This is a genomic window from Thermaerobacter litoralis (assembly GCF_054654595.1).
Window position 1 is genome coordinate 1 of sequence record NZ_BAAIES010000004.1, and the last position, 23,735, is coordinate 23,735.

Below are 23,735 nucleotides of genomic sequence, written 5' to 3' on the forward strand. Positions count from 1 at the left end.
TCGCCTCGGTGGTCTCGGCGGCGCTGCACCAGGGACTGCTGGACCCCCACCGCCCGCCGGCGGCGTCCGAGCTGGCCCGGCTCGACTTCTTCGACCGCAACGAGCGGGAGGAACACGGCCGGCTGCTGCCCATGGGCCACGGCCCGGGCTGCGACGGCCTCTTCATCCTGGGGGCCGAGGGGGCCGGGGATGCCCTGGCCCGCTGGTGCCTGGGGCTGCTGGCCCTGGCCGGCGGCGCCGACCGCTGGCTCTTCGTCAACGTGCTGACGGAGGTCAACCTGGCGATGAAGGTGGCGGGCTTCGCCTCCCGCCGCCTGGGCTGGCGCCGGCTAGCCCGCCCCCTGCTGGTTCGGGGGGTTCAGGCCGCCTTCCCCCACCTGGTGCAGCGGGTGGAGGCGGCCCGCCAGGCCGTCGCGGCCTACCAGGAGGCCCGCCCCGGCGGTCGCGCCAGCCCGCCGGCGACGGCCTCGCACCCCGGCCCGCCCGGTCCGGCGGCGGCCGGGCCCCCGGCCCCTCCGTTCCCGCAGCGGTTCCCGCAGCGGGCGGTGTTCTACGTTTCGGGCGGGTCGGCCCACCGGGCCCTGCTCGCGGCCTACCTCCACCTGGGCCGGCTGTCCCCCGCAAGACCGCCGGGCCCCCGGGAAGTGGCCGCCCTGCCCGGCTTCGACCGCCTGTCGCCCCTGGACGAGGGCCGGATCTTCCGGGTGGGGACGGACCCCTCAGGCCAGGTGGTCCTGGCCGCGGGCGCCGGCGGTCCGGACGTCCTGGCCCTGCGGGCGGCCCACGCCCTGCGCACCCTGGGGTATTTGCCGGTCGAGGCCGCCGGCCGGCCGCCGGGCGATGGCAACCGGCCGGCGGGGGCCTCCGCAGCGGGGGAGCAGGGCGCCCGGGGGTGGCGGTTCATCCCCGTGGGCGACAGCACCCCCTGGTGGGCACGGCTGGCACCGTGGCCCCACGCCCCCGGGCCGGCGGGGGCCCTGGGCCCCACCCGCCGGGCGAAGGGCGATCCCGATGGGGACGGTCTCCGCCCGGCCAAGCCCCGGGGCCATGGGACTGAGACCGGTGGTCACCCCACCGGGGATGAAGGTGGGCCGGGACGCGCCTCGGCCCAGGGGCCCCGGGCGTTGGATGTTGGGGGATGGCGGTGGGCATGGGCGGTGCGGGCCTGGACGCGGCGCTGGCCGGAGCTGGCGGCACTGGTGGCCGCCGTGGCGGGCGACGGCGACCGCCATCCTTCGCGTTGACGCTGCTGGCAGGCCCCTGGCATGATGGAACGGGCGGGAGGGGAGGGCAGCCGTGAAACCCGTGGTGGCCATCGTCGGCCGGCCCAACGTGGGCAAGTCCACCCTGTTCAACCGCATCATCGAGCGCCGCCTGGCCATCGAGGACGACGTCCCCGGCGTCACCCGGGACCGCCTCTATGCTGACACCGACTGGGCGGGCCGGGAGTTCACCCTGGTCGACACGGGCGGCCTGGCCGAGGGCGACGACCCCCTGACCGTCCAGGTCCGCCGGCAGGTGGAGGCGGCGGTGCGGGAGGCGGACCTCTTGATCATGGTGGTCGACGGCCAGGCCGGCGTGACCCCGGCCGACGAAGAGGTGGCCCGCCTGCTGCGCCAGTCCCGCAAGCCCACCATCCTGGCGGTCAACAAGGTCGACGACGCCCGCTGGGACGGCGTGCAGTTCGACTTCTACCGCCTCGGCCTGGGCGAGCCGATTCCCGTGGCGGCGGGCCCGGGCCGCAACGTGGGCGATCTGCTGGATGCCGTGGTGCGCGGTCTTCCCGCTCCCTCCCCGGCGGATGAACCCGGCCCGGACGGGGGGGAACGGGGGGCCTGGGGCGAAACGGCCGAGATCGCCGTGGCCATCGTCGGCCGGCCCAACGTGGGCAAGTCGTCCCTGGTCAACCGGCTGTTGGGCGAGGAGCGGGTGGTGGTCAGCGACATCCCCGGGACCACCCGCGACGCCGTGGACGTCCTGTGGCGGAGGGGCGAGCGGGTCTTCCGCTTCATCGACACCGCCGGCCTGCGGCGCAAGAGCCGGGTCAAGGAGGACGTGGAGTTCTACAGCACCCTACGGACCCAGCGGGCCCTGGCCCGGGCCGACGTGGCCTGCCTGGTGCTGGACGCCCGGGACCCGGCCACCGAGCAGGACAAGCGCATCGCGGGCATGATCCTCGAGGAAGGCAAGGCGTGTGTGCTGGCGGTCAACAAGTGGGACCTGGTAACCCGGGGGCCCGACACGGCCGACCAGTACCGCGAGGCCCTGTACCGGGAGTACGACTTCCTCCAGTTCGCGCCCATCGTCTTCATCTCGGCGCTGACGGGGCAGCGGGTGGAACGGCTCGTCGAGGCGCTGGCCACCGCCGCCGACAACCACCGCCGCCGGGTGCCGGAGCCGGTGCTACGCAAGGTGCTGGACGATGCCCTGCTGGTCCACGAGCCGCCCTCCCGGAAGGGGCGTCGCCTGCGGATCCACCGGGTGCGGCAGGTGGCGGACCGGCCGCCGACCCTGCTCTTCCTGGTCAACGACCCGGAGCTGGTGCACTTCTCCTTCCAGCGCTTCCTCGAGAACGTCCTGCGCAAAGCCTTCGACTTCACGGGCACCCCCCTGCGGCTGATCTTCCGGGCGCCCTCCCGGGGCAAGGGGACGGCCGGCGAGGAATGAGGGGGCTGCCCGAGTGAGGGAATGGGACGGATGGATTGGGGACCCGGTTTGGCCGGCGTGGTGATCCTGGGTTACCTCCTGGGCTCGCTGCCCTTCGGGCTCGGGCTCGTCAAGGCGACCCGCGGGGTCGACATCCGCCGGTACGGAAGCGGCAACATCGGCACGACCAACGTGCTGCGGGTGGCGGGACCGCGAGTGGCGGCGGCGGTCCTCTTGGCCGACGCGGCCAAGGGCTGGCTGCCCGTGGTGGTGGCGCGGGCCGCCGGTCTCGGCGAGCCGGCGGCAGTGCTGGCCGGCGTGGCGGCCATGGCCGGGCATAGCTGGTCGATCTGGCTCCGCGGCAAGGGCGGCAAGGGGGTGGCCACCGGCCTCGGGGTCCTGCTGGGGCTGGACGCACGGGTCGCCCTGGCAGCCTTCGCCGTCTGGATCGGGGTGGTCGCCCTGAGCCGCTATTCCTCGCTGGGCTCCATGTCCGCCGCCGTCAGCGTACCCTTGTGGATGCTCCTCTGGCACGCCCCCACGGCGCACCTGATCTTCGGTGGGGTGGCGGCCCTGGTCGTCCTGGTCCGGCACCGGGCCAACATCGGCCGCCTGCTGCGCGGGGAGGAACTGCCCATCACGCTGAAGATCGACCCGCGGGGGGACTGAGATGCGGGTCGTGGTGGTGGGGGCCGGGGCCATCGGTTGCCTGTTGGGCGGCCTGCTGGCCGCCGGCGGGCATCCGGTCGTCCTGGTGGGGCGGCCCGAGCGGCTGGCGCCGGTGGCGCGGGAGGGGCTGCTGCTCGATCCGGGACCAGCCGCCCGGCCGGCTCGGAGCGGCACCGGCCAGCCGAGCGGCCCCTCCGGCCCCTGGCGGGTGGCGGTGGCCGGGTCGACCTGGGAGGCGGCGGCCCTGACGGAGCCCGACGCCGTGCTGGTGACGGTGAAGGCGCCCGCCCTTCCCCGGGCCCTGGCCCAGGTGGCCGCCACCTGGCCCGCCGGGCGGGGCGGCCGGCCCCCCGTGGTGGTCACCTTCCAAAACGGCCTCGGGGCGGAGGAACAGGCCGTCTCCCGCCTGGGCGTCGGCCGGGTGGTCGCCGGCACCGTGACCCTGAGCGCGGCCCTGGAGGGCCACCGGGTCCGGGTCTACAACGCCGGCCGGGGCGGCCTGGGCCTGGCCCCGGTGACGGGTGTGGGGCCGGGTGGAACGGCCGCCCTGCCAGGTGCCGGTGCCGATCCCGGCGAACCGTCGTCTCCCCCCGCCGGCCTGGCCGGCGCGGCGGGCGCCGGGGAACCCTTCCGGCCTCTGCCCGCCAGCAGCCCGCCGCCCGAGGGGGCCCGCCGGGCGGCGGTCCTCGCCTTTCGGGCCCTGGCCCACCAGCTGCAGGCCACCCTGCCGGTGCCGGTGGTGACGGCGCCTGACGCGGCCACCCTGAAGTGGTCCAAGGTGCTGCTCAACCTGGTGGGCAACGCCGTCGGCGCCCTGCTCCAGTGGGACGTGGGCCGGGTCTTCCACGACCCGGTGGCGGCGGCCGTCGAGCACCGCAGCCTGCGGGAGGCGGTCGCCGTCGCCCGCCGGGCCGCACCGGACCTGGTCGACCTGCCGGGTTACCCCGTCCGCCTCTTCACCCGCCTGGTCCGCCTCCTGCCGGCGCCCCTGTTCCGCCGCACCGTGGGCCCCCGGGCGGCGGGAGGACGGGGCGGCAAGCTGCCGTCCGTCGCCCTGGACGTGGCGGCCGGCCGCCATCCCACCGAGATCCAAGCCCTGCACGGCGCCGTCGCCCGGGTGGGCGCCGCCCTGGGGTGCCCGGCTCCGGTGTGCGCGGCCCTGGCCCGCCTGGTGGACGAGGCCGCCGCCGATCCGGCCCGCCGGGCCTGGTTCCGCGACCGTCCCGACCACCTGCTGGCGGCCCTGCGGCAGCACGGGGCCTGGCCGGCCGGCGGCTGAGGGGCCCGGGGACCGGATGCCCCCTCCGGATGCCCCCTCCCGGGCCGGGGCGGGCCATCGCGGCCGGCGCCCGGCGCCGGCCCCCCCTTCCTCAGGACGGCCGCCCTCCCCGCACGGGGCCGGCGCCCAAAAGGCCGGCGGACGGGCCGGCCGGTTCGTCCCACCCCGCGACATATCCCCTCCCACCCCTCATATACATGGTACTGGCCTCGGACAGGGGCTGGCCGCTGTCTGACCGACCAGCCGGAGCCGCGGGCACGGCGGCAGCATCGGGAGGGAAGGCGCGTGGAGCGTTTTGACATCTTTCAGGACATTGCCGAGCGCACCGGCGGCGACCTCTACATTGGCGTGGTCGGTCCGGTGCGGGCGGGGAAGTCCACCTTCGTCAAGAAGTTCGTGGAGCTGCTGGTCCTCCCCAACATCGCCAACGAGCACGACCGGCAGCGCACCCAGGACGCCATTCCCCAGAGCGGGGCCGGCCGCACCATCATGACGGCGGAGCCCAAGTTCATCCCCGACGAGGCGGTGGAGATCCAGGTCAAGGAAGGGCTCACGGTGCGGGTGCGGCTGGTCGACTCCGTCGGCTTCCCCGTCCCGGGCGCCATCGGCTATACCGAGGCCGACGGGCCGCGCATGGTGACCACCCCCTGGTTCGAGCAGGACATCCCCTTCGAAGAGGCCGCGGTGGTGGGCACCCGCAAGATCATCAACGAACATTCCACCCTGGGCATCGTGGTGACCACCGACGGCAGCTTCGGCGAGATCCCCCGGGAGAACTTCGTCGAGGCGGAGCAGCAGGTGATCCGCGAGCTCAAGGAGCTCGGCAAGCCCTTCGTGGTCCTGCTCAACACCGCCGACCCCCTGTCGCCGGAGACGGCCCAGCTGGCGGAGACCCTGGCCTTCGACTACGACGTCCAGGTGATCCCCATCGCCCTCAACCGGGTGGGCGAGCGCGACCTGCTGGTCGTCTTGGAGCAACTGCTCCTGGAGTTCCCGGTGCGGGAGCTGGTGGTCCAGCTTCCGGCCTGGGTGGAGGAGCTGGATGAGGACTTCTGGCTCCGGCGCCACTACGCCGAAGCGATCCAGGCCACCGTCCAGAACGTGGAGCGGCTGCGGGACGTGGAACGGGCCATCGACCAGCTAGGGGAGTACCAGCACATCGAGAAGGTCGAGCTCCAGGAGCTGGATCTGGGCACCGGCGTCGCCACCGTCGACGTGACGGTGCCGGAGGAGCTCTTCTGGCAGGTCTTGGGCGAGATCAGCGGGATGGAGATCCGGGGCAAGGAGACCCTGGTGCGCTTGATCCGGGAGCTCAGCAAGGCCAAGGCCGTCTACGACCGCATCGGCCGCAGCCTGGAGGAGGCCGACGAGCGCGGCTACGCCGTGGTCATGCCGGCCCTGGACGACCTGGTCTTCGAGGAGCCCGAACTGGTGCGCAAGGGCGGCCAGTTCGGCGTGCGGCTGCGGGCCAGCGCCCCGACCCTCCACCTGTTCCGCACGGTGGTCAGCACCGAGGTGGCGCCGATGATCGGTTCGGAGAAGCAGTCCCAGCAACTGGTCAACTACCTGATGGAGAAGTTCGAGGACGACCCGCGCAAGATCTGGGAGTCCGACATCTTCGGCAAGTCGCTGGATGAACTGCTCAAGGAGGGCATCGAGGACAAGATCCGCTCGATGCCGGAGAACGCCCAGGGCAAGATCCGGGAGGCGCTGGAGCGCATCGCCAACGAGGGCAGCGGCAACCTGATCTGCATCATCATCTGAGGCGCCAAGGGGGTGGGGCGGGTGGATCCCGATTCCACCGGCATCGTGGTGGCCGTCCCCCTGATCACCGGATTGGTGGAACTCCTCAAGCGCCAGGGCATGCCCACGCGATGGGCGCCGCCCGTGGCGCTTGTCCTCGGCCTGGCCCTTTCCTTCGGTTACGCGGTGGCCGGCCAGTCCCTGTGGTTCGAGGCGCTGATCCAGGGGCTGGCCCTGGGCCTGGGCAGCATGGGCCTCTACAGCGGCGTGAAGTACTACCGCCGGCCCCGCAGCTAGGGCCGGCGGCATTGTCGCGGGGTGGGCTCAGCCTCTTGAGACGGGGGGCGGCGGCGGCCCGGCGGCCCCGTCGTCCACCGCCAGGGGGTGCTCGACGATGGCCCCGTCGACGATGCGGAACGCCCGCAGCACCGGGGGTTCCGCGGCCAGGGAGGCGATCAGGTAGTAGGCCTCGGGATAGTAGGCATAGCGCACATCGGTGGGCGACGGGTAGGCGGGGGAGTGGGGGTGGCTGTGGAAGATGGCCCAGAGCGCCTCGCCCCGTTCGTCCATCGTGGTGAAGATGCGCAGCTGGTCCTCCGGGTCCACGGTGTATCGCACCGGCGACCGGTCCGCGTTCCGCGCCGGGTAGAAGGTCACCGGCCGGCCGTCCTTGCCCCCGACGATGCCGCACGCCTCCAGTGGCGCCTCGGCCCGGGCATGGTCCAGCATGGCCGTCACCAGCGCCCGGGGAAGAACCAGCGGGGGCGGGCCGCCCGCCCCCGCCTCCGCCGGAACGCCCCCGCCGCCTGCGGGCACGTCCCTCATCGCGCCGATCCCGCCTCCACCGGCAGCCGGTAGTTCCGCCAGGCGATCATGCCGCCCTTGAGGTTGTAGACGGCGGGGAACCCCGCCTCATGGAGGAACTCGGCCGCCAGGCGGCTGCGCTCGCCCACCTCGCAGACCATCAGCAGGGGCTGCTCGGGGTCGATCTCCTCCAGCCGCGCCCCCAGCTGGGCCAGGGGCATCAGCCGGGCGCCGGGGATGTGGTCCCGGTCGTATTCCCAGGGCTCGCGCACGTCGATGACCTGGACCCGCCCGCCTTCGACCAGCCGCCGCGCCTCCACGGGCGAGAGCTCCGCCGGTCCGCCGCTGGTATCGGGCAGGGCCTCCTCATCGCCCGCCCCACCGGGGCCTGCCACACCTCCGGCCGGGTCGCCGGAGGCCCGCTCGGCCGTGCCCTGGGTGGCCGGGGCCGCCGGTTCCTCCGCCGGGGCTCCGCCGGCCGGCTGGGCCGCCCGTCCCGCCGCGCCGTCGCCCGGCCGGGCCGCAGGGAGGGTGGCCCGCCCGTTGGCCTGGCGGCTGGCGCTGCCCGGCAGCGGCACCCCGCAGAAGGCCTCGTAGTCGATGAGCTCGGTGATGGTCGGGTGGTCGCCGCACACCGGGCAATTGGGGTTGCGCTGCCAGTGCAGGATCTGGTAGCTGGCGCTCAGGGCGTCGTAGATCAGCAGCTTTTCCGCCAGCGTCTCGCCGATGCCCAGCAGGATCTTGATGGCCTCCAGGGCCTGGAGGGTGCCCATGTGGCCCGCCAGGGCCCCCAGCACCCCCGCCTCCGCGCAGCTGGGCACCATGCCCGGCGGGGGCGGCGCGGGGAACAGGCAGCGGTAGCAGCCGCGGCCGGGCATGAAGACCGTGGCCTGGGCTTCGAAGCGCAGGATGCTGGCGTCGACCAGCGGCTTGCCCAGCAGCACGCAAGCGTCGTTGACCAGATACCGGGTGGCGAAGTTGTCGCTGCCGTTGATGACGACGTCGTAGTCCTTGAGGATCTCCAGGGCGTTCTGGGAGTTCAGGAACTCCCGGTGTTCGATGACCCGGACGTCGGGGTTGATGTCCTCCAAGTGGCGGCGTGCCGCCTGGGTCTTGGGCCGGCCCTGGTCATGGTCGAAGTAGAGGATCTGCCGGTGCAGGTTCGACACCTCGACCCGGTCGCCGTCGATGATGCCGATGGTGCCCACACCCGCCGCGGCCAGGTAGATCGCCGCCGGCGAGCCCAGGGCGCCGGCGCCGACGATGGCCACCTTGCTGTCCAGCAGCTTGCGCTGGCCCTCCACACCCACCTCCGGCAGCCGGACATGGCGGGAATAGCGCACCATCTGCTGCTCGGTCAGCAGGGGACCCGCCGCGTCGTCCCCCGATCCGCCCGCCATGGCCGGGATCAACGCCACCTCGTCGCCGTCCTGCAGCGGCGTGGCGGCGCCCTGCAGCGTGCGGATCTCCCGCTTGTTGACGTAGACGTTCAGATGATGGGCGATGGAATCCCCCTCGAACAGCCGCGGGCGCAGGTCGGGGTAGCGCTGGGCCAGGGTCTCCAAGAGCTCCTGGACCGTGGCCGCCTCGACCTTCAAGCGCGCCTCCCCGGTGATGGACCGGTACGGCGTGGGGATGTAGACCTCGACCACGCGCAACACCTCACCCTGTGTGGGGGCCTCGGCGGCAGCGGCCGCCAAAATTCAACCTCACTGAGTACTATACATGGATTTCGGCAGGCAAGGGAAGCCTCGCCGGGCGGGGCCCGCCGCCACCTTCCTAAATATTTGCGGCGTCATGAATGTCATGAAGCTTGCGGCGTTGTGGCGATGAAGCCTTGCGGCGATGGCGGCCGCGGCCATGGCGGCCATAAAAGCCCACGACCCCGCGGGAGGAACCGCGGGGTCGTGCCGGTCGGGCTGCCCGGATTTGAACCGGGGACCTCTACCACCCCAAGGTAGCGCGCTAACCAAGCTGCGCCACAGCCCGCCGCGAACTCGACGCCATTCTAGCACGGCATCCCCGATCCCGCAACAGCGCCACCGCACCGCGCACCGGGACGCCCGCAGAGACCCGCACCCCACACCGCCGCCGCCGCACCGCGCACCGGGACCCACGTAGAGACTCGCACCCCGCACCCGGACCGCCGCGCCACGGACCGGCGGCTCGCACACTGGCACCGGGGCGCCGCACCCCGCACCGGAGATTCGCGCACCCCCCACCGGGACCGCCGCGCCTGCACGGGGGACCCGCACACCCCCGCGACCGAAATCCCGAAATACTGCCCGCGCCGGCCCGAGCGGTGGCCGCAGCGGTATAGGGAAGCCTCGCTGCGGGCACCTTCTGGCAGGGAGGGCCAGTCGAATGCACCTGCACCAATTTCCGGACAAACCGGCCCCACCTCCGGCCGGGCCCATCTGGTGGGTGGCGGGCCCCGCGGCTGGCGGGTTGCGCGCCTACGTCGAAGCGGTGGGGGCCCAGCTCCAGGCGGCGGGCGCGCCGTGCCGGATCCTCCTGGCGGCGGGCCGCTCGCCCTGGCGCAAGCTCGCCCACCTGCGTGCCCAGGTGCGGGACCCGGAGCCGGAGCCGCCGCGGCTCATCCACGCCCACGGCCTCAAGGCCGCCGTGGTGGCGGCCGTGGCCTTCCCCAGGGTTCCCCTGGTCCTGACCCTGCACACCTATCCCCAGGGCTGGTGGCAACGCCAGGTGGCCCGCTGGGTTGCCCGGCGCTGCCAGGCGGTGGTGGCCGTCTCCCGCGCCCTGGCGACGTGGGCCGCCCTGGCCGGTGTGGTGCCCCCGCCGGCGCCGGGCCGGCCGTCCCAGGTCCACGTCCTGGTCCCGCCCCTGCGGCGTCCAGGGCCGCCGGCCGTGCCGCGCCAGCGAGCCCGCCGCGAGCTGGGGCTGCCCGACGTCGGCCCCGTGGTGGGCACCGTGGCCCGCCTCAGCCGGGAGAAGGGCGTCGACGTCCTGTTGCGGGCGGTCGCCCTGCTGCACCGCCACGGCCTTCCCGTCACCTGCCTGGTCGTCGGCGCGGGACCGGACGAACCCGCCCTGCGCCGGCTGGCCGGCCGCCTGGGCATCGGCGCCTGGGTGCGCTGGGCCGGTCACCGCCCCCAGGCGGCCCGCTGGCTGCGCGCCGTGGACGTCTACGTCCAGCCCTCCCGCCAGGAGGCCTACGGCCTGGCCGTCGTGGAGGCGATGGCGGCCGGCCGGCCGGTGGTGGCCAGCCGCACCGGGGGCCTGGAGGAGCTGATCCGCGACGGCGTGGACGGGCGCCTGGTCCCGCCGGACGAACCGGCCGCCCTGGCCCGGGTCCTGGCGTCCCTCCTGCGGGACGAACCGGCCCGCCGCCGGCTCGCCCAGGCGGCCGCCGCGCGGGCCCGCCGCTGTCCCGACGCCGCCCAGGTGGCACGCCAGCACCTCCAGCTCTACGCCCAGCTGGTCGCCGCGCCGGTCCCGCCGCGGCGCCGGCAGCGGATCCACCGGGCCCAGGAGAGGCGATGACCGTGCCGTTCCCCCCTCGCTCGACGGACCCCAACGGGACCGCGCCGCCCGGCGCGGCCTCGTCCGGCACCCCACCGAAAACCGGAACCGGTGGAACCGGCGCTGCGCGCCCGCCGCGGGGGCGGGGGCGCCGCCGCCGCATCCCCCGGCCGGTGGGCGGGCGGGTGGCGGCCATCCTCATCCTGGCCTTGGGGCTGGCCCTGGCCACGGCGGCCGCCGGCGTGGCCTTGAACCGGGCCCTCGGCGGCGCGGGCCGCATCGTCCTGGACGAGGGCCGGCCCTGGGTGGCGCCGGCCTCCCTGCCCGGGGAGGGCTTCACCCGCCGGGTGGTCACCGTCGTCACGGCGCCGGGGCTCGATCTTGACCTCTTGCGCCGCCTTGAAGCCACGGACCCGACGTGGGCCCGCCTGCTCCGGCAGGCCGCCGTGGGCTTGATGACCGCCCATACCGGCGGCTACTACGGCCGGGAGGCCGGCTATCTCACCCTGGGCGCGGGAGCCCGCGCCGTCAGCGGCCCCACCGCCGGGTGGATCCTTCCCGGCGACCAGGTGCTGGAACCCGGTACCGCCCTGGCCCTGTTCAACCGCTGGTGGCCCGGCGGGCCGGTTCCGGCCGGCGCCCCCCTGGCCGGCCCCCAGGAGCTGCCGCCGCAGACCCAGCCGGCCATGGCCGGCGCAGGCGCCGACCTCCCGCCCGTGGTCCACTGGGGATGGGAGGCGCTCCAGCGGGCCAACGAAGCCCTGGACCACCCGGTGCCGCTGGGGTCCCTGGCCACCGCCCTGCACCAGGCCGGCCTGGAGGTGGCCGCCATCGGCAATGCCGACCTGCCCTCGGGCCCCTGGGCGGCGGCCCGGCCGGGCGCTGCCCTGCTGGCCGCCGACGGCCGCGGCTGGATCGACATGGGGCTGGTTGACGGCCGGGTGTTGCAGCCCGATCCCGCCTTTCCGGGCGGGTGGCGGACCCGCTGGGACGCAGTTCTGGAAGCCTGGGCGGCGGCGCGGCGGCGCGCGGCCCTGGTGGTCGTCGAAGCCGGCGATCTGGGTCGCCTGGAAGACCTGGCCCCGGCCCTGCCGGAGGAGACCCTGCGCGCCGCCCGCCTGGAGGCGGGCCGCCGGCTGGGCCGGGCCCTGGCCGTCATGGCGGCCGGCCTGGGTCCCGAGGACCGCCTGGTCCTGCTCAACCCGGCGCCCGGGAGCGAGGCCCGGGCCAGCGGGGAGACGCTGATGCCGGTGGTCAGCTGGGGGGCGGGGCCGGGGCTGCTGGCCAGTCCCTCCACCCGCCGCGCGGGCGTGGTGGCCAACACGGACCTGGCTCCTATGGTGGCCGCCCACCTGGGCGCGCCGCCCCATCCCGCCTGGATCGGCCGGCCCTGGGTCGTCGTGCCGGCGAGCGGCCGCCAGTGGGGCGACGCCATCCTGGCCGGCGGTGGCCAAGCCCATGCCGGCGGCGGCGCGGCCCCGGCGCGCGGGGGGGCGGAGGCCGGCCGTCGGGAGGCCCTGGCCGCTCTGGAGCGGCTCCATGCCAGCCTGGTGGCCAACTACCAGCGCCGGGCCGCCTTCATCCGCCTGTTCGTCGGGGCCGGCCTGGTGCTGACCGCTGGGCCGCTGCTGGCCCTGTGGCGCCGGGGCCGCCGCCTGGAGCGCTGGATCCTGCCCCTGACGGCCCTGGCTGCCTTCCCCCTGGCCAACCTCCTGCTGCCCGCCTGGCCCGCCGGCCCCGGCTGGCGCTGGTGGTCGGGGACCCCGTCCGTCCTGCTGGCGGCGGTGCTGGCCGTGGCCCTCGCCCTAGGGGCCCGGCAGCTGGCGGGGTCCACCCTGGGGGCCTTCGGCGCCATCGGCCTGTGGACGGCCACCGTCACGGTGGTGGACGTCCTGGCGGGAGCCTGGCTCGCCCAGCTCACCCCCTTTGGCTACTCTCCCATCGGGGGAGCGCGCTTTTACGGCATCGGCAACGAGTACATGGGCGTCCTCATCGGCTCGACGGCAGTGGCTGCCGCGGCCTGGGCCGAACTGCGCCGGCGGCGCGCGCGGTACCAGGCCCGGCCCCAGGGCCCCTCCAGCCCGGACGGGCCGGCGGGTGGCCCGGAACGGTCCCAGCTACGACCCGCACCCGGGGTGCCGGCGGGTGGCCCGGGGCGGCGCCAGCCCAGACCCGCACCCGGGGCGCCGGGGGGCAGCCCGCAGCGGCTCCAGCCACCACCCGCATCCGGAGCACCGGCGCCGAGCCCGCGGTGGCCCGGCCTCGGCCGCATCCGGGCGTGGGCGACCGCCGGCGGCCGCCGGCCCCTGCCCGCCCTGGTCGGGGTCCCCCTGGCCCTGGGCCTAGTCGCCCTGGTGCTGGCCGACCCCAGCCTGGGCAGCAACTTCGGGGGCGCGCTCTCCGCCGCGGTGGCCGCCTGCGGGCCCGTGCTGGCCGTCGCCATCGCCGCCCGGCGCCATTCCCTGCGCTGGCGGGTGGGGGCGGCGCTCCTCCTGTTGGGGGCGCCCATGGCCGTCGGCCTGGCCATGGCGGTCTGGGACCGGCAACTGGGGGCCAGCGCCACCCACGTCATGGCCACGTGGGAGCAGGTGCAGGGGGTGGGACCGCAGGCCCTGCTCGACGTGGTGGTGCGCAAGGTCACGATGAACCTGCGCCTGATGCGGTATACCAACTGGAGCTACCTATTTGTGATGCTGGTCTTCGCCTACGCCTTCGTGATCTATCGCCGGGCGGCGGTGGTGCGGGAACTGGAACGGCGCCAGCCCGAGGCGGTGCGCGGCCTGGCGGCGGTGGCCGCCGGCAGCCTGGCCGCCCTGTTGCTCAACGACAGCGGGATCGTCGCGGCCGCCACGACCCTGGTCTACGGCGCGACGTTGCTCCTGGCCCTGGCCGCCGGCCTCGACGGCCCTGCGGAGGCGCCGCCGGGGCGGCGCGGCCCGGCAGCGCCCGCGCGCGGACCCGCCGGTCCCGCAACCGGCCACCCTTGAGAGAAGGTCGGAGCCCGTTCGTCCGCCCGGCTCCCGCCCGGCCGCCTGGCGAGCCACCGGGCCCGCCGCCGGCTCGGGCCTGCCGCCGGCTCGCCCGCGACCGACAAACGGGGGCGCGGGCAACCGCCAGCCGCCGGCAGCCCATCCCCGAACCGCCACCCCCGGTGAAGATCGGTCCCGCTATGTTGTTGACACGGCGGGGGAGGTTGCTACAATGAATCCTGGTTCGCACGAGCCAGGCCGGGGAATCCGCTTTTCTCGGGCGGGATTCCCGAATCTGACGCCGTGAGGCGGCGGAAAGGTTGTGAAATTCGGTCACGAAAAGGGGGCGAGGCGCATGCGGGCGCTCGGGCGGCACATCTTGGCCGAGGCATACGATTGCGACCCGGCGGTGCTGGATGACGTGAATCTGGTGGAGTCGATCATGGTTGAGGCGGCGCTGGCCGCCGGGGCCGAGATTCGTCAGGTCGCCTTCCACAAGTTCGCCCCCCAGGGCGTCAGTGGGGTCGTGGTGATCTCGGAATCCCACCTGACGATCCACACGTGGCCGGAACTTGGCTACGCCGCCATCGACGTCTTCACCTGTGGCGACCACGTGGACCCGTGGGATGCCTGCCATTACATCTTCGAGCACCTGCGGGCAGGCCGCGTGGCGGCGTCGGAGACCCAGCGCGGCATCCTGGACGAACACGACAATCCCAAGCTGCAGCCGGTGGCCCTGCGCCGGGACGCGGCCGGTTGACTGGTGACCGGCGGACCCCGGACGGGGCGGTGGAAGTGCGGGCAACCCGCACTTCTTTTTTTGCCTTGCCTTTGATCCCGGGCAGAGGCCCGCGGGTGGAACCGGCCGGGAATGGCCGGTTCCACCCGGCGCGCATCCTGCCATCCGGGACCACCCTGCACCAAAGGAGGAGTCCTGGTGGAACGCACCTTCGTCATGGTCAAGCCCGACGGCGTCCAGCGCGGCCTGGTGGGGGAGGTCATCGCCCGCCTGGAGCGCAAGGGCCTCAAGCTGGTCGGGCTGAAGATGGTCCGCGTCAGCGAAGACCTGGCCCGCCGCCACTACGCGGCCCATGAGGGCAAGCCCTTCTTCCCCGGGTTGATCCGCTTCATCACCTCCGCGCCCGTGGTGGCCATGGTCTGGGAAGGCCGCGAAGCCGTGGCCGTGGTGCGCAACCTCCTGGGCCCCACCGACGGGGCCAAGGCCGCGCCGGGGACCATCCGGGGCGATCTGGCCAACGACATCGGCTTCAACCTGGTCCACGGCAGCGACTCGGTGGAGAGCGCCCAGCAGGAGATCGCCCTCTGGTTCCGGCAGGATGAGCTCCTCGACTGGGAAAATCATAGGGAGGCCTGGCTGTACGATCGCGGCTGAGCCGGCCGGGACCGGCGCGGCGTCGCCGGCGCCGGCCAGCCTGCGCGAGAGGTAGAACCGGCCCGGCGGCCGCCGGGCCCGGGGAGGCCGTCCATGACCCGGGGCATGGAACCGCAAGGCGATGGGCTGGTGGTGGCCGCCGCCGAGCAGCACCTGCGGGCGGTGGCCACCCTGATTCGCCATCACGGTCGCGCCATCCTGGGGCAGTTCGACATCACCCCGCCCCAGTTCGACGCGCTGCTCGTCCTCATGCGCCATCCCGAGCTCACCATGGGCGAATTGTGCCAGCACCTCTACCTGGCCTCCAGCACCGTCACCGACCTGGTCGACCGGCTGGAGCGGCAACAGCTGGTGCAGCGGGTCCGGGATCCTGAGGACCGGCGGGTGATCCGGCTCCGGCTGCTGCCCCGGGCCCGGGAGCTGCTGGATGCCGTGCTGGAGGCGCGGCGCGCCTACCTGGCCCGTGTCCTGGCCCATCTGGATCCGGTGGACCGGCGGGTGCTGCTGCGCTCGCTGGAGCGCCTGGTGGACGCCATCCGCCGGGAGGGCGACGGGCCGGGCCCCCTGCCGGCGGGTGAGGGCGCCGCGGCAGGCCACCGGCCCCGCGGGGAAGCGGGCGCCGCCGGGTCCGGGACGGCCGGGATGGAGGAACCCGCCCCCGGGCCGGGAACCCGGGTGGGCGGGGAAGGGAGGAGCAGGCCCGTGCGACTGGCCATCATCGGAGGGACAGGGGTCTACGACCCCGAGATCCTGGACGACGTGCGGGAGGAGACGGTGGTCACGCCCTACGGCCGGGCCACCGTGCGCATCGGCACGTTCCGCGGCCTGGAGGTCGTGTTCCTGGCCCGCCACGGCGCCGGCCACACCGTGCCGCCCCACAAGATCAACTACCGGGCCAACATCTACGCCCTGGCCGCCCTGGGCGTCCGGCGGGTCGTCGCCACCGCCGCCGTCGGGTCCCTGCGCCAGGCCTTCGGGCCCGGTCACTTCGTCCTGGTCGACCAGTTCCTGGACTTCACGAAGAACCGGGTGTCCACCTTCTTCGAGGGCGGCGAGGCCGGGGTCGTCCACATCGACGTGACCGAACCCTACTGCCCCGAGATGCGGCGTCACCTGGAGGAGGCCGGCCGGGCCCTGGGCTTGCCCGTCTCCAACGGCGGCGTCTACGTCTGCACCGAAGGCCCGCGCTTCGAGACGCCCGCCGAGATCCGCATGTTCGAGCGGCTGGGCGGCGACCTGGTGGGCATGACCAGCGTGCCCGAGGTGGTCCTGGCCCGGGAAGCCGGGCTCTGCTACGCCACCATCGCCATGGTGACCAACTACGCCGCGGGCATCTCCGGCCAGCCCCTGACCCACGAAGAGGTCCTGGAGATCATGGCGGCCAACGGGACCAACCTGCGGCGCCTGATCCTGGAGGCCCTGCCGCGCCTGGCGGAGGAACCCGCATGCCCCTGCGTCGCCCGGCCCGCGCCCCTACAGGTACCGGCCACCACGCCGGGGGCTACCCAGGGGGAGGAGCCCCGCCCGTGAGCGCCGGCACCGCCCCCAGCCGGATCCGGGACCCTCGCCTCGCTCCCTCGGGCTGGCAGAAGATCCGCTGGGTCGAGGCGCGCATGCCCGTGGTCGCCGCCCTGGAGCGGCGGCTGGCCGAAGGGGGCGACCTGGCGGGCCGCCGCATCGCCATCTGCCTGCACCTGGAGGCCAAGACGGCCCGGATGGCCCTGGCGCTCCAGCGGGCGGGCGCCCAGGTGGCCCTTTGCGGGTCGAACCCCCTCTCGACCCAGGATGACGTGGCCGCCGCCCTGGCCGAGGCCGGGGTGGCGGTCTACGCCTGGCACGGCGCCAGCGCCGGCGAGTACGTGGAGTTCATCGACCAGACGGTCGCCTTCGGCCCCCACCTGGTGCTGGACGACGGCGGCGACCTGGTGACCCACCTGCACACCCGCCGGACGGACCGGCTCGGCGGCGTCCGCGGCGGGTCCGAGGAGACGACCACCGGCGTGCTGCGGCTGCGGGCCATGGCCCGGGAGGGCGTGCTGCGCTTCCCCATGGTCGCCACCAACAACGCGGCCATGAAGCACCGGTTCGACAACCGCTATGGCACCGGCCAGTCCGTCTGGGACGGGATCATGCGCCTGACGAACCTGGTGGTGGCGGGCAAGACCGTGGTCGTCTGCGGGTACGGCTGGTGCGGCAAGGGGGTCGCCGAGCGGGCCCGGGGGTTGGGGGCCCGGGTCATCGTCTGCGAGGTCGACCCCATCCGCGCCAACGAAGCCTTGATGGACGGTCACCAGGTCATGCCCTCGGAGGAAGCCGCCGCCCTGGGCGACGTGTTCGTCACCGTCACCGGCTGCCGGGATGTGCTGGTGGCCCGCCACTTCCGGCGGATGCGGGACGGCGCCCTCCTGGCCAACGCCGGCCACTTCGACGTCGAGATCGCCAAGCCGGATCTGGAGGCCCTGGCCCGGCGGGTGGAGGACGGGCGCCCGGGCGTGCGCACCTACGTCCTGGAGGACGGCCGGCGGCTGCACCTGCTGGCCGACGGCCGGCTAGTCAACCTGGCCGGTGGCGATGGCCACCCGGCCGAGATCATGGACCTTTCCTTTGGCCTGCAGCTGCTGGCCCTGGCCTGGGTCGACCGGGAGGCGGACCGGCTGGGACCGGGGGTCTTCCCCCTGCCCGAGGAGCTGGACCGGGAGGTGGCCGCCTTGCGGCTGGCCGCGCTGGGCGTCGCCATCGACACCCTGAGCCCCGAGCAGGCCGCCTACCTGGCAGGGTGGCGGGAAGGGACCGCATGAGCACAACCCGGCCGGCGGCCGGGGCCCACGGGGGGCTGCCCGCCGCGGTTGGGGGAAAGGAGGACGGGCGATGCCGTCACGGGTGCTGATCGAAGGGGGCTGGGTCTTCACCGGGGAGGGCGACGGGCCCTTCGACGTGGTGGAGGACGGAGTCGTCGCCGTCGAGGGCGAGCGCATCGTGTACGCCGGCCCCCGGACGGGGTTGGATCCCCGCTGGCAGCCCACCCGCCGCATCGACGCGCGGGGCAAGGCCGTCCTGCCGGGCCTGGTCAACGCCCACACCCACCACGCCATGTCCCTCCTGCGGGGTTACGCCGACGACGTTCCGTTGATGCCCTGGCTGGAGGAGCACATCTGGCCGGCGGAAGCCCACCTGACGGGGGACGACGTCTACTGGGGCACCCTCCTGGCGATCGCCGAGTCCTTGCTGGCCGGGGTGACCACCTTCGCCGACATGTACTTCTTCATGGACCGGGTGGCCCAGGCGGTGCTGGAGACGGGGGTGCGCGCCCACCTCTCCCGCGGCCTGATCGGGGTGGCCCCGGGGGCCGACCGCGCCCTGGCTGAGGGTGAAGGGCTGGTGCGCGAGTTCCACGGTGCCGGTGACGGCCGCATCCGCTGTGCCCTGGCGCCCCACGCGCCCTACACCTGCCCGCCCGCCTACGTGGCGCGGGTGCTGGAGGCGGCGGCGGCCCTGGGTTGCCCGATCCACACCCACCTGGCGGAAACCCGGGCGGAGATCGAGCAGATCCGGGCCCAGTACGGCAAAAGCCCCATCCGCCACTTCGCCGACCTGGGCGTCTTCCAGCACGAGACCCTGGCCGCCCACTGCGTCCACGTCGACGCCGACGACATCGCCCTGCTGGCCCAATATGGGGTGCGGGTGGCCCACAACCCCATCTCCAATTGCAAGCTGGCCAGCGGCATCGCGCCCGTGCCCGACATGCTGGCGGCCGGGGTGACGGTGGGCCTGGCCTCCGACGGCGCCGCCAGCACGAACCACCTGGACCTCTTTGAGGAGATGCGCCTGGCCGCCAACCTGCAGAAGGTCAGCCGCTACGACGCCACCGCCCTGCCGGCCTGGCAGGTGCTCCGGATGGCCACCAGCGGCGGCGCCCGGGCCCTCGGCTTCGAGCGGCTGGGGTGCCTGGCCCCCGGTTACCTGGCCGACGTGATCGTCGTCGACCTGCGGGCGCCCCACCTGTGGCCGCGCCACGACCTGACCAGCCTGGTGGTCTACTCCGCCAAGGCGGCCGACGTGGACACGGTGCTGGTCCACGGAAAGGTGCTGGTCGACGGCGGCGAGCTCCTCACCATCGACCTGGAGCGGGTGGAGCACGAGGCCCAGCAGCGGGCGGAGCGCCTGGCCCGCCTGGGCCGGGCCGGCCGCGGGTAGCGGGCGCAACGGCCGCGGGTCGCGGGGGCGATGGCTGCGGGTCGCGGGAGCGACGGCCGCGGGCCTCAATAGCCGCGGACCTTGTCCACCACGTTGCGCAGGGGCTGCCCCTGTCGAAACCGGCGGAGGTTGTCGAGGAAGAGCTCCAGCGCCGCCCCGGTGTAATCCCGCATGGCCCCCGCGTTGTGGGGCGTGATGAGGACGTTGTCCAGGGTCCACAGGGGATGGTCGGGGGGCAGGGGTTCCTCCTCGAACACGTCCAGGCCGGCACCGGCGATCCGCCGTTCCCGAAGGGCTTCGACCAGGGCCGCCTCGTCGACCACGGCGCCGCGGGCGATGTTGATGAGGAAGGCGTCGGGCCGGAGGGCGGCCAGTTCCTCCCGGCCGATGAGGTGCCGGGTCTCCGGGGTCAGGGCGGCGCTGACCACCACCCACTGGGCCGGCTCCAGGATGCGCCGCAGATCGCCCGGGCCAACCACCAGGTCCAGGCCCTCCTCGGGCTGGGGGTGGCGGCGGCAGGCCAGGACCCGCATCCCAAAGGTCCGGGCGCGGCGGGCCACCTCCCGGCCGATGGCCCCCAGGCCGACCACGGCCAGGGTCTCGCCGGCCAGCTGGCGGGTGGGCAGGCGCCGCCACTGGGCCCGGCGCTGCTGGTCCAGATACCCCGGCAGGTTGCGGGCCCAGGCCAGCATGAACATGAACACGTGATCGGCGATGGTGGCGGCGTGCATCCCCCGGGCGTTGGTGAGGATCACCGGGTGCTCCCGCAGCTGGGGCACGGCCGCCAGCATGGCATCGACCCCCGCGTAGGCACACTGGATCCAGCGCAGGTGCCGGGCCGCCTCGAGCCGCGCCGGGGTCAGCTCGCGGCCGAAGAGGAAGGCGACCTCGGCCACGGCAAAGGCCCGGTCCAGCTCTTCCGGTGGAACGCGGCCGGGAAGCAGGTGCAGGCGGGCGTCGGGCGCCGCCGCGGCCAGCCGGGCCGCCTGATCGTCGTTCAGGGGAACGGTGCAGAGGATCTCCAGGGCCACGTTGGTTCGACCTCCCAGGGTGGACTGCTGCGGTCATTCCCCACCGCGCTGCCCTTTCCCTGGCGAGGCCGCGAAGCGGCGCCGCCGGCGCGGCCGGCTAAGGTGCGGCCCTGGGTCCGAAGGAGGCCGGGAATGGGCGTCACCCTGTATCTGATCCGCCATGGGGAAACCGAGTGGAACCGGGCCGGTCTCTACCAGGGGCAGCGGGACGTGGACCTGTCCGCCCGCGGCCGGCAGCAGGTGCGGGCCTTGGGGCGCCGGTTCGTCCGCCGCCCCCCCGACCTGGTGCTGGCCAGCGACCTGCGGCGGGCCCTGGCGACGGCCCAGGCGGTCGCCGCCAGCCGCCGTCCCCCCGTGCCCCTGGAGACCGACCCGCGGTTGCGGGAGATGTCCTTCGGGGAATGGGAGGGGCTGGCCGTCGCCGAGATCCGCGCCCGGTACGCCGACGATTACGCGGCCTACCAGGCCGATCCCTTCGAAGGGCGGCCCACGGGGGGCGAGACCTTCCGGGAATTGGGCGAGCGCGCCTGGGCCGCCGTCGCCGAGCGCCTCGAGCGGCCGGGACTGCGTCGGCTGGCGGTGGTCGCCCACGGGGGGACGGTCAAGGCCCTGCTCTGCCGCCTGCTGGAGTTGCCGCCGGCCATGCGCACCCGGATGTTGATCGACAACGCCAGCGTCACCGCCCTGGAGATCCGGGAGGGACGGGCGCCCCTGCTGCGGTATCTCAACGATACCTGCCACCTGCGCCAGGTGCGCTGAGCCAGCGCCAGGTGGGCAAGCCGGTTCGTCCGGTGGGGAGCGACGGGGGTGCGGATGGCACCCGAAGGGAGGGAGGGCGGCCCGTGGTCGGCGGTCAACCCCAGGCCGGGGGAGCTGCACCGGAGGATCGGCCGGCCGGTCGTCCCCGGGGAATGGCGCCGTCCCGCCAGGCGGTGCCGGTAGGCGGGACCGTGGCCGCCGGGGGGCCCGAGCCGGCGGCGTCCCTGGCCGAGGCCGTCCGGGGCATCTTCGCGCCGGGGGGAATCCTGGAGCGGCTGCTTCCCGGCTACCAGCACCGCCCGGGCCAGGTGGAGATGGCCCTGGCCGTCGCCGCGGCCCTGGAGGAGGGCCGGCACCTGGCCGTGGAGGCCGCCACGGGGATCGGCAAGAGCCTGGCCTACCTGGTGCCCGCCGCCCTCTGGGCCCACCGCCACAAGGCGCGGGTGGTGGTCGCGACCCACACCCTCACCCTGCAAGACCAGCTGCGGGAACGGGACCTTCCCGTCCTCGAGCAGATCGTGCCCGTCCCGGTGGCGGTGCTCAAGGGCTTCGGCCAGTACGCCTGCCGCTTGCAGGCGGCCGCCCTGCTGGAGCAGCGGGCGGCCCAGGGTCCCAGCCTCTGGTCCCTGGAAGACCCGCCGGCGGCGGAGACCTCGTCCCCCCCGACCCCGGTGGCGCCAGGGACGGCCCCCGGGACCGGCGGGCCGCGGACCGCCCGGGCCCTGGATGGGGCACCGGCGGGGACCGACCCGGCGGCCACGGCGATGCCGGCCGACCCCTTCCCGGCCCTGGCGGCGTGGCTGGAATCGACCCCGACCGGCGAGCTGGCCGAGCTGACCGAACCCGGTTTGGCGCGCCTGGCGCCCCGCCTGGCCGTCGACGCCCGGGCCTGCCTGGGCAGCGCCTGCCCGGCCCTGCGGCGCTGCTTCCCGCTGCTGGCCCGGGAGCAAGCCCACCAGGCCGCCTTGATCGTGACGAACCACGCCCTGGTCCTGGCGGACTGGGCCGGCGGCGGCCACCTGCTGCCGGACTACGACGCCCTCATCCTGGACGAGGCCCATCACCTGGAGGACGTGGCCGCCCAGCAGCTGGGGTGTCGGTTGAACCCCGCCGAGTTGATCCGCGCCCTGGGGCCCGCCGAGGGACCCAAGCGCACCGGTTCGATCAAGCGAACCCGCGGCCCGCACCCGCACCCGACGGGGGCCTCCGGGGGTGGGGACGGCGGCTCCAGCCCACCCGCGGCCGACGCCGGCGCCTCGGGCGAGGCGGCCACCCGGGCCCGCCACGCCCTGGAGGACGTGGCTGTCGCCCTGGAGACGGTGGCGGGAACGGCGCCGGGCGGCCCCGTCCGCCTGCCGGCCGGCTGGAACCGGCGGCCGGTGGACGCCGGGTTCAAGGGCCTCACCCGGGCCCTGGAACGGGCCGGGGAGGCCCTGGCCGATCTGCGTGAAGCCCTGGACCAGTCCCTGCCGCCGGTGGACGAACGGGCCCACCTGGCCTTCCGCCGCCTGCGCCAAGGGGTTCAGGAGGCCGGGGCGGCGATCCAGCGGCTTTTGGAGGATGCGGGCTTGTGCGCGTGGGTCGAACCCCAGCCCGGGGGTGGGCTCCAGCTGGCCGCCGCACCCGTGGTGGCCGCCGGAGCCCTCGAGCCCCTCTTTGACCGCGTTCCGACGGTGCTGGCCTCGGCCACCTTGCCCCGGGACGACCACTGGTTGAAGCGGCTGGGCCTGGAGGCCGTGGAGCGCCGGTCCATCCCGTCGCCCTTCAACCTGGCCCGTCAAGCCCTGCTGGCGGTGGTGACCGATGCCCCCCGGCCGCCCAGCCGGCGGGACGAGGTCTACGCCGCGGCCCTGGCCCGGCAGCTGCTGCCCTTGATCGGGGCCATCCCCGGCGGCGTCCTGGTCCTCTTCACCGCGCGCTGGGCGCTGGAGGCGGTGGGCGAACGGCTGCGCCCGGCCCTGCGGGCCATGGGCCGGCGGCCGGCCCTGCAGGATCGGGACGGTCCCCGGGCGCAGCTGGTGGCGGACCTGGCCGCCGGCCGCCTCGACGTGCTGATGGGCGTGGATAGCCTCTGGGAGGGGATCGACGTGCCGGGGCGGCACCTGGAAGGGGTCATCCTGACGCGGATCCCCTTCGACGCCCCGGGGGATCCGCTGACCGCGGCGCGCTGCGAAGCCATCGAGCAAGGCGGCGGCTCGGCCTTCTTCCAGTATCAGCTGCCGCGTGCCGCCGTCAAATTAAAGCAGGGCTTCGGCCGCCTGATCCGCAGCCCGGCCGACCGGGGGGTCGTGGTCGTCCTGGACCCGCGCCTGGCGCCGGGTTCGTCCCGGTATGCGACGCAGCTCTTAGACAGCCTGCCGCCGGCCACCCGCTGGGTGGGATCGGCGACCCAGGTCGTCGACGTGGTGGCCCGGTGGTTCGCGGAGGTTGACGCGTGACGCCGGCTGGCTTGGGCGCCGGACGGCGGGCCGGATCGCCGTGGGGGCGTCAGCGGTAGGGGCGCACCGGTGGGGCCGTGGAACGGCTCCCCGGGCGGGCGCGACTGGGGAGACTGGCGCGACCGGCGGGCGGCAGGCCGCACCCCCGCTGGATGAGAACCGCGCGGGGCGAGCTGGCTCCTCGGCCTGATGGAACCAGGCGGGGCGAGCTGGCTCCCCGGCCGGATGGAACCGCACGGGGCGGGCTGGCTCCCCGGCCTGGTTCGTGGTACCATCCCAGTAATCCCGCGCGCCCGCGCGGTCGCGAACCCGTTTCAGGAGGCAGGA

General features: G+C 74.6%; 18 protein-coding genes, 1 tRNA gene and 1 pseudogene. 16 read left to right on the forward strand and 4 right to left on the reverse strand.

From position 1 onward, the window contains the following. The 6 genes from ACYQ02_RS01825 to ACYQ02_RS01850 form a co-directional block, all read left to right on the forward strand. Positions 1-1,244 (forward strand): DUF3189 family protein (locus ACYQ02_RS01825; RefSeq protein ID WP_460038737.1); only part of this gene is annotated, 1,244 nt, incomplete at its 5' end. 52 nt (positions 1,245-1,296) lie between these two features. Next, positions 1,297-2,667: a ribosome biogenesis GTPase Der gene (gene der / locus ACYQ02_RS01830; protein ID WP_460038738.1), complete on the forward strand. Its 1,371-nt coding sequence runs from the start codon at positions 1,297-1,299 to the stop codon at positions 2,665-2,667. A 30-nt stretch (positions 2,668-2,697) separates the two neighbouring features. Beyond that, entirely contained in the window at positions 2,698-3,315 is a 618-nt protein-coding gene (gene plsY / locus ACYQ02_RS01835) for a glycerol-3-phosphate 1-O-acyltransferase PlsY (RefSeq protein WP_460038739.1), read from the forward strand. Between the two features lies 1 nt (position 3,316). Next, complete coding sequence (locus tag ACYQ02_RS01840; protein ID WP_460038740.1) at positions 3,317-4,594, forward strand: ketopantoate reductase family protein; 1,278 nt, start codon at positions 3,317-3,319, stop codon at positions 4,592-4,594. 285 nt (positions 4,595-4,879) lie between these two features. Continuing rightward, complete coding sequence (spoIVA, locus tag ACYQ02_RS01845; protein ID WP_460038741.1) at positions 4,880-6,358, forward strand: stage IV sporulation protein A; 1,479 nt, start codon at positions 4,880-4,882, stop codon at positions 6,356-6,358. 21 nt (positions 6,359-6,379) lie between these two features. Beyond that, on the forward strand, positions 6,380-6,634 hold the full coding sequence (locus ACYQ02_RS01850) for a hypothetical protein (RefSeq protein ID WP_460038742.1): 255 nt from the start codon (positions 6,380-6,382) through the stop codon (positions 6,632-6,634). A gap of 27 nt (positions 6,635-6,661) precedes the next feature. Here ACYQ02_RS01850 and ACYQ02_RS01855 read toward each other — a convergent pair whose 3' ends face one another. From ACYQ02_RS01855 to ACYQ02_RS01865, 3 genes are all read right to left on the reverse strand, one after another. Continuing rightward, the gene (locus tag ACYQ02_RS01855; protein ID WP_460038743.1) at positions 6,662-7,162 is read right to left on the reverse strand and encodes a M67 family metallopeptidase; all 501 of its coding nucleotides are present in this window, start codon (positions 7,160-7,162) and stop codon (positions 6,662-6,664) included. Continuing rightward, a complete protein-coding gene (gene moeB / locus ACYQ02_RS01860; protein ID WP_460038744.1) occupies positions 7,159-8,841 on the reverse strand; it encodes a molybdopterin-synthase adenylyltransferase MoeB in 1,683 nt (560 codons plus the stop codon). The genes ACYQ02_RS01855 and moeB overlap by 4 nt, the downstream gene beginning before the upstream one ends. A 214-nt stretch (positions 8,842-9,055) precedes the next feature. Further along, positions 9,056-9,130 (reverse strand) — tRNA-Pro (locus tag ACYQ02_RS01865). 375 nt (positions 9,131-9,505) lie between these two features. On the opposite strand from ACYQ02_RS01865, the gene ACYQ02_RS01870 reads away from it, so the two are divergent. From ACYQ02_RS01870 to ACYQ02_RS01905, 8 genes and pseudogenes are all read left to right on the forward strand, one after another. Then, positions 9,506-10,645: a glycosyltransferase gene (locus ACYQ02_RS01870; RefSeq protein ID WP_460038745.1), complete on the forward strand. Its 1,140-nt coding sequence runs from the start codon at positions 9,506-9,508 to the stop codon at positions 10,643-10,645. Positions 10,646-10,809: 164 nt separating this feature from the next. After that, positions 10,810-13,611 (forward strand): hypothetical protein, encoded by a 2,802-nt coding sequence (locus tag ACYQ02_RS01875; RefSeq protein WP_460038746.1) that lies wholly within the window; start codon positions 10,810-10,812, stop codon positions 13,609-13,611. Positions 13,612-13,948: 337 nt separating this feature from the next. Beyond that, positions 13,949-14,353, forward strand: coding sequence for an adenosylmethionine decarboxylase (speD, locus tag ACYQ02_RS01880; protein ID WP_460038747.1), 405 nt, complete (start codon positions 13,949-13,951; stop codon positions 14,351-14,353). A gap of 177 nt (positions 14,354-14,530) precedes the next feature. Then, positions 14,531-14,986 (forward strand): nucleoside-diphosphate kinase, encoded by a 456-nt coding sequence (gene ndk / locus ACYQ02_RS01885; RefSeq protein WP_460038748.1) that lies wholly within the window; start codon positions 14,531-14,533, stop codon positions 14,984-14,986. Between the two features lie 105 nt (positions 14,987-15,091). Next, positions 15,092-15,376 (forward strand): annotated as a pseudogene (locus ACYQ02_RS01890) (MarR family winged helix-turn-helix transcriptional regulator); the annotation flags it as partial. Positions 15,377-15,628: 252 nt separating this feature from the next. Next, entirely contained in the window at positions 15,629-16,516 is an 888-nt protein-coding gene (gene mtnP / locus ACYQ02_RS01895; RefSeq protein ID WP_460039025.1) for an S-methyl-5'-thioadenosine phosphorylase, read from the forward strand. Then, positions 16,513-17,784, forward strand: a complete 1,272-nt coding sequence (locus tag ACYQ02_RS01900; protein ID WP_460038749.1) for an adenosylhomocysteinase — start codon at positions 16,513-16,515, stop codon at positions 17,782-17,784. Before mtnP ends, ACYQ02_RS01900 begins: the two co-directional genes overlap by 4 nt. Before the next feature lie 70 nt (positions 17,785-17,854). Further along, positions 17,855-19,180: an amidohydrolase gene (locus tag ACYQ02_RS01905; protein WP_460038750.1), complete on the forward strand. Its 1,326-nt coding sequence runs from the start codon at positions 17,855-17,857 to the stop codon at positions 19,178-19,180. A 65-nt stretch (positions 19,181-19,245) separates the two neighbouring features. Here ACYQ02_RS01905 and ACYQ02_RS01910 read toward each other — a convergent pair whose 3' ends face one another. Further along, positions 19,246-20,211: a D-2-hydroxyacid dehydrogenase gene (locus ACYQ02_RS01910; protein ID WP_460038751.1), complete on the reverse strand. Its 966-nt coding sequence runs from the start codon at positions 20,209-20,211 to the stop codon at positions 19,246-19,248. 132 nt (positions 20,212-20,343) lie between these two features. Here ACYQ02_RS01910 and ACYQ02_RS01915 point away from each other — a divergent pair, with 132 nt between their 5' ends. After that, entirely contained in the window at positions 20,344-20,970 is a 627-nt protein-coding gene (locus ACYQ02_RS01915) for a histidine phosphatase family protein (protein WP_460038752.1), read from the forward strand. Between the two features lie 83 nt (positions 20,971-21,053). After that, on the forward strand, positions 21,054-23,408 hold the full coding sequence (locus ACYQ02_RS01920; RefSeq protein WP_460038753.1) for an ATP-dependent DNA helicase: 2,355 nt from the start codon (positions 21,054-21,056) through the stop codon (positions 23,406-23,408). The last annotated feature ends 327 nt before the right edge of the window (positions 23,409-23,735 follow it).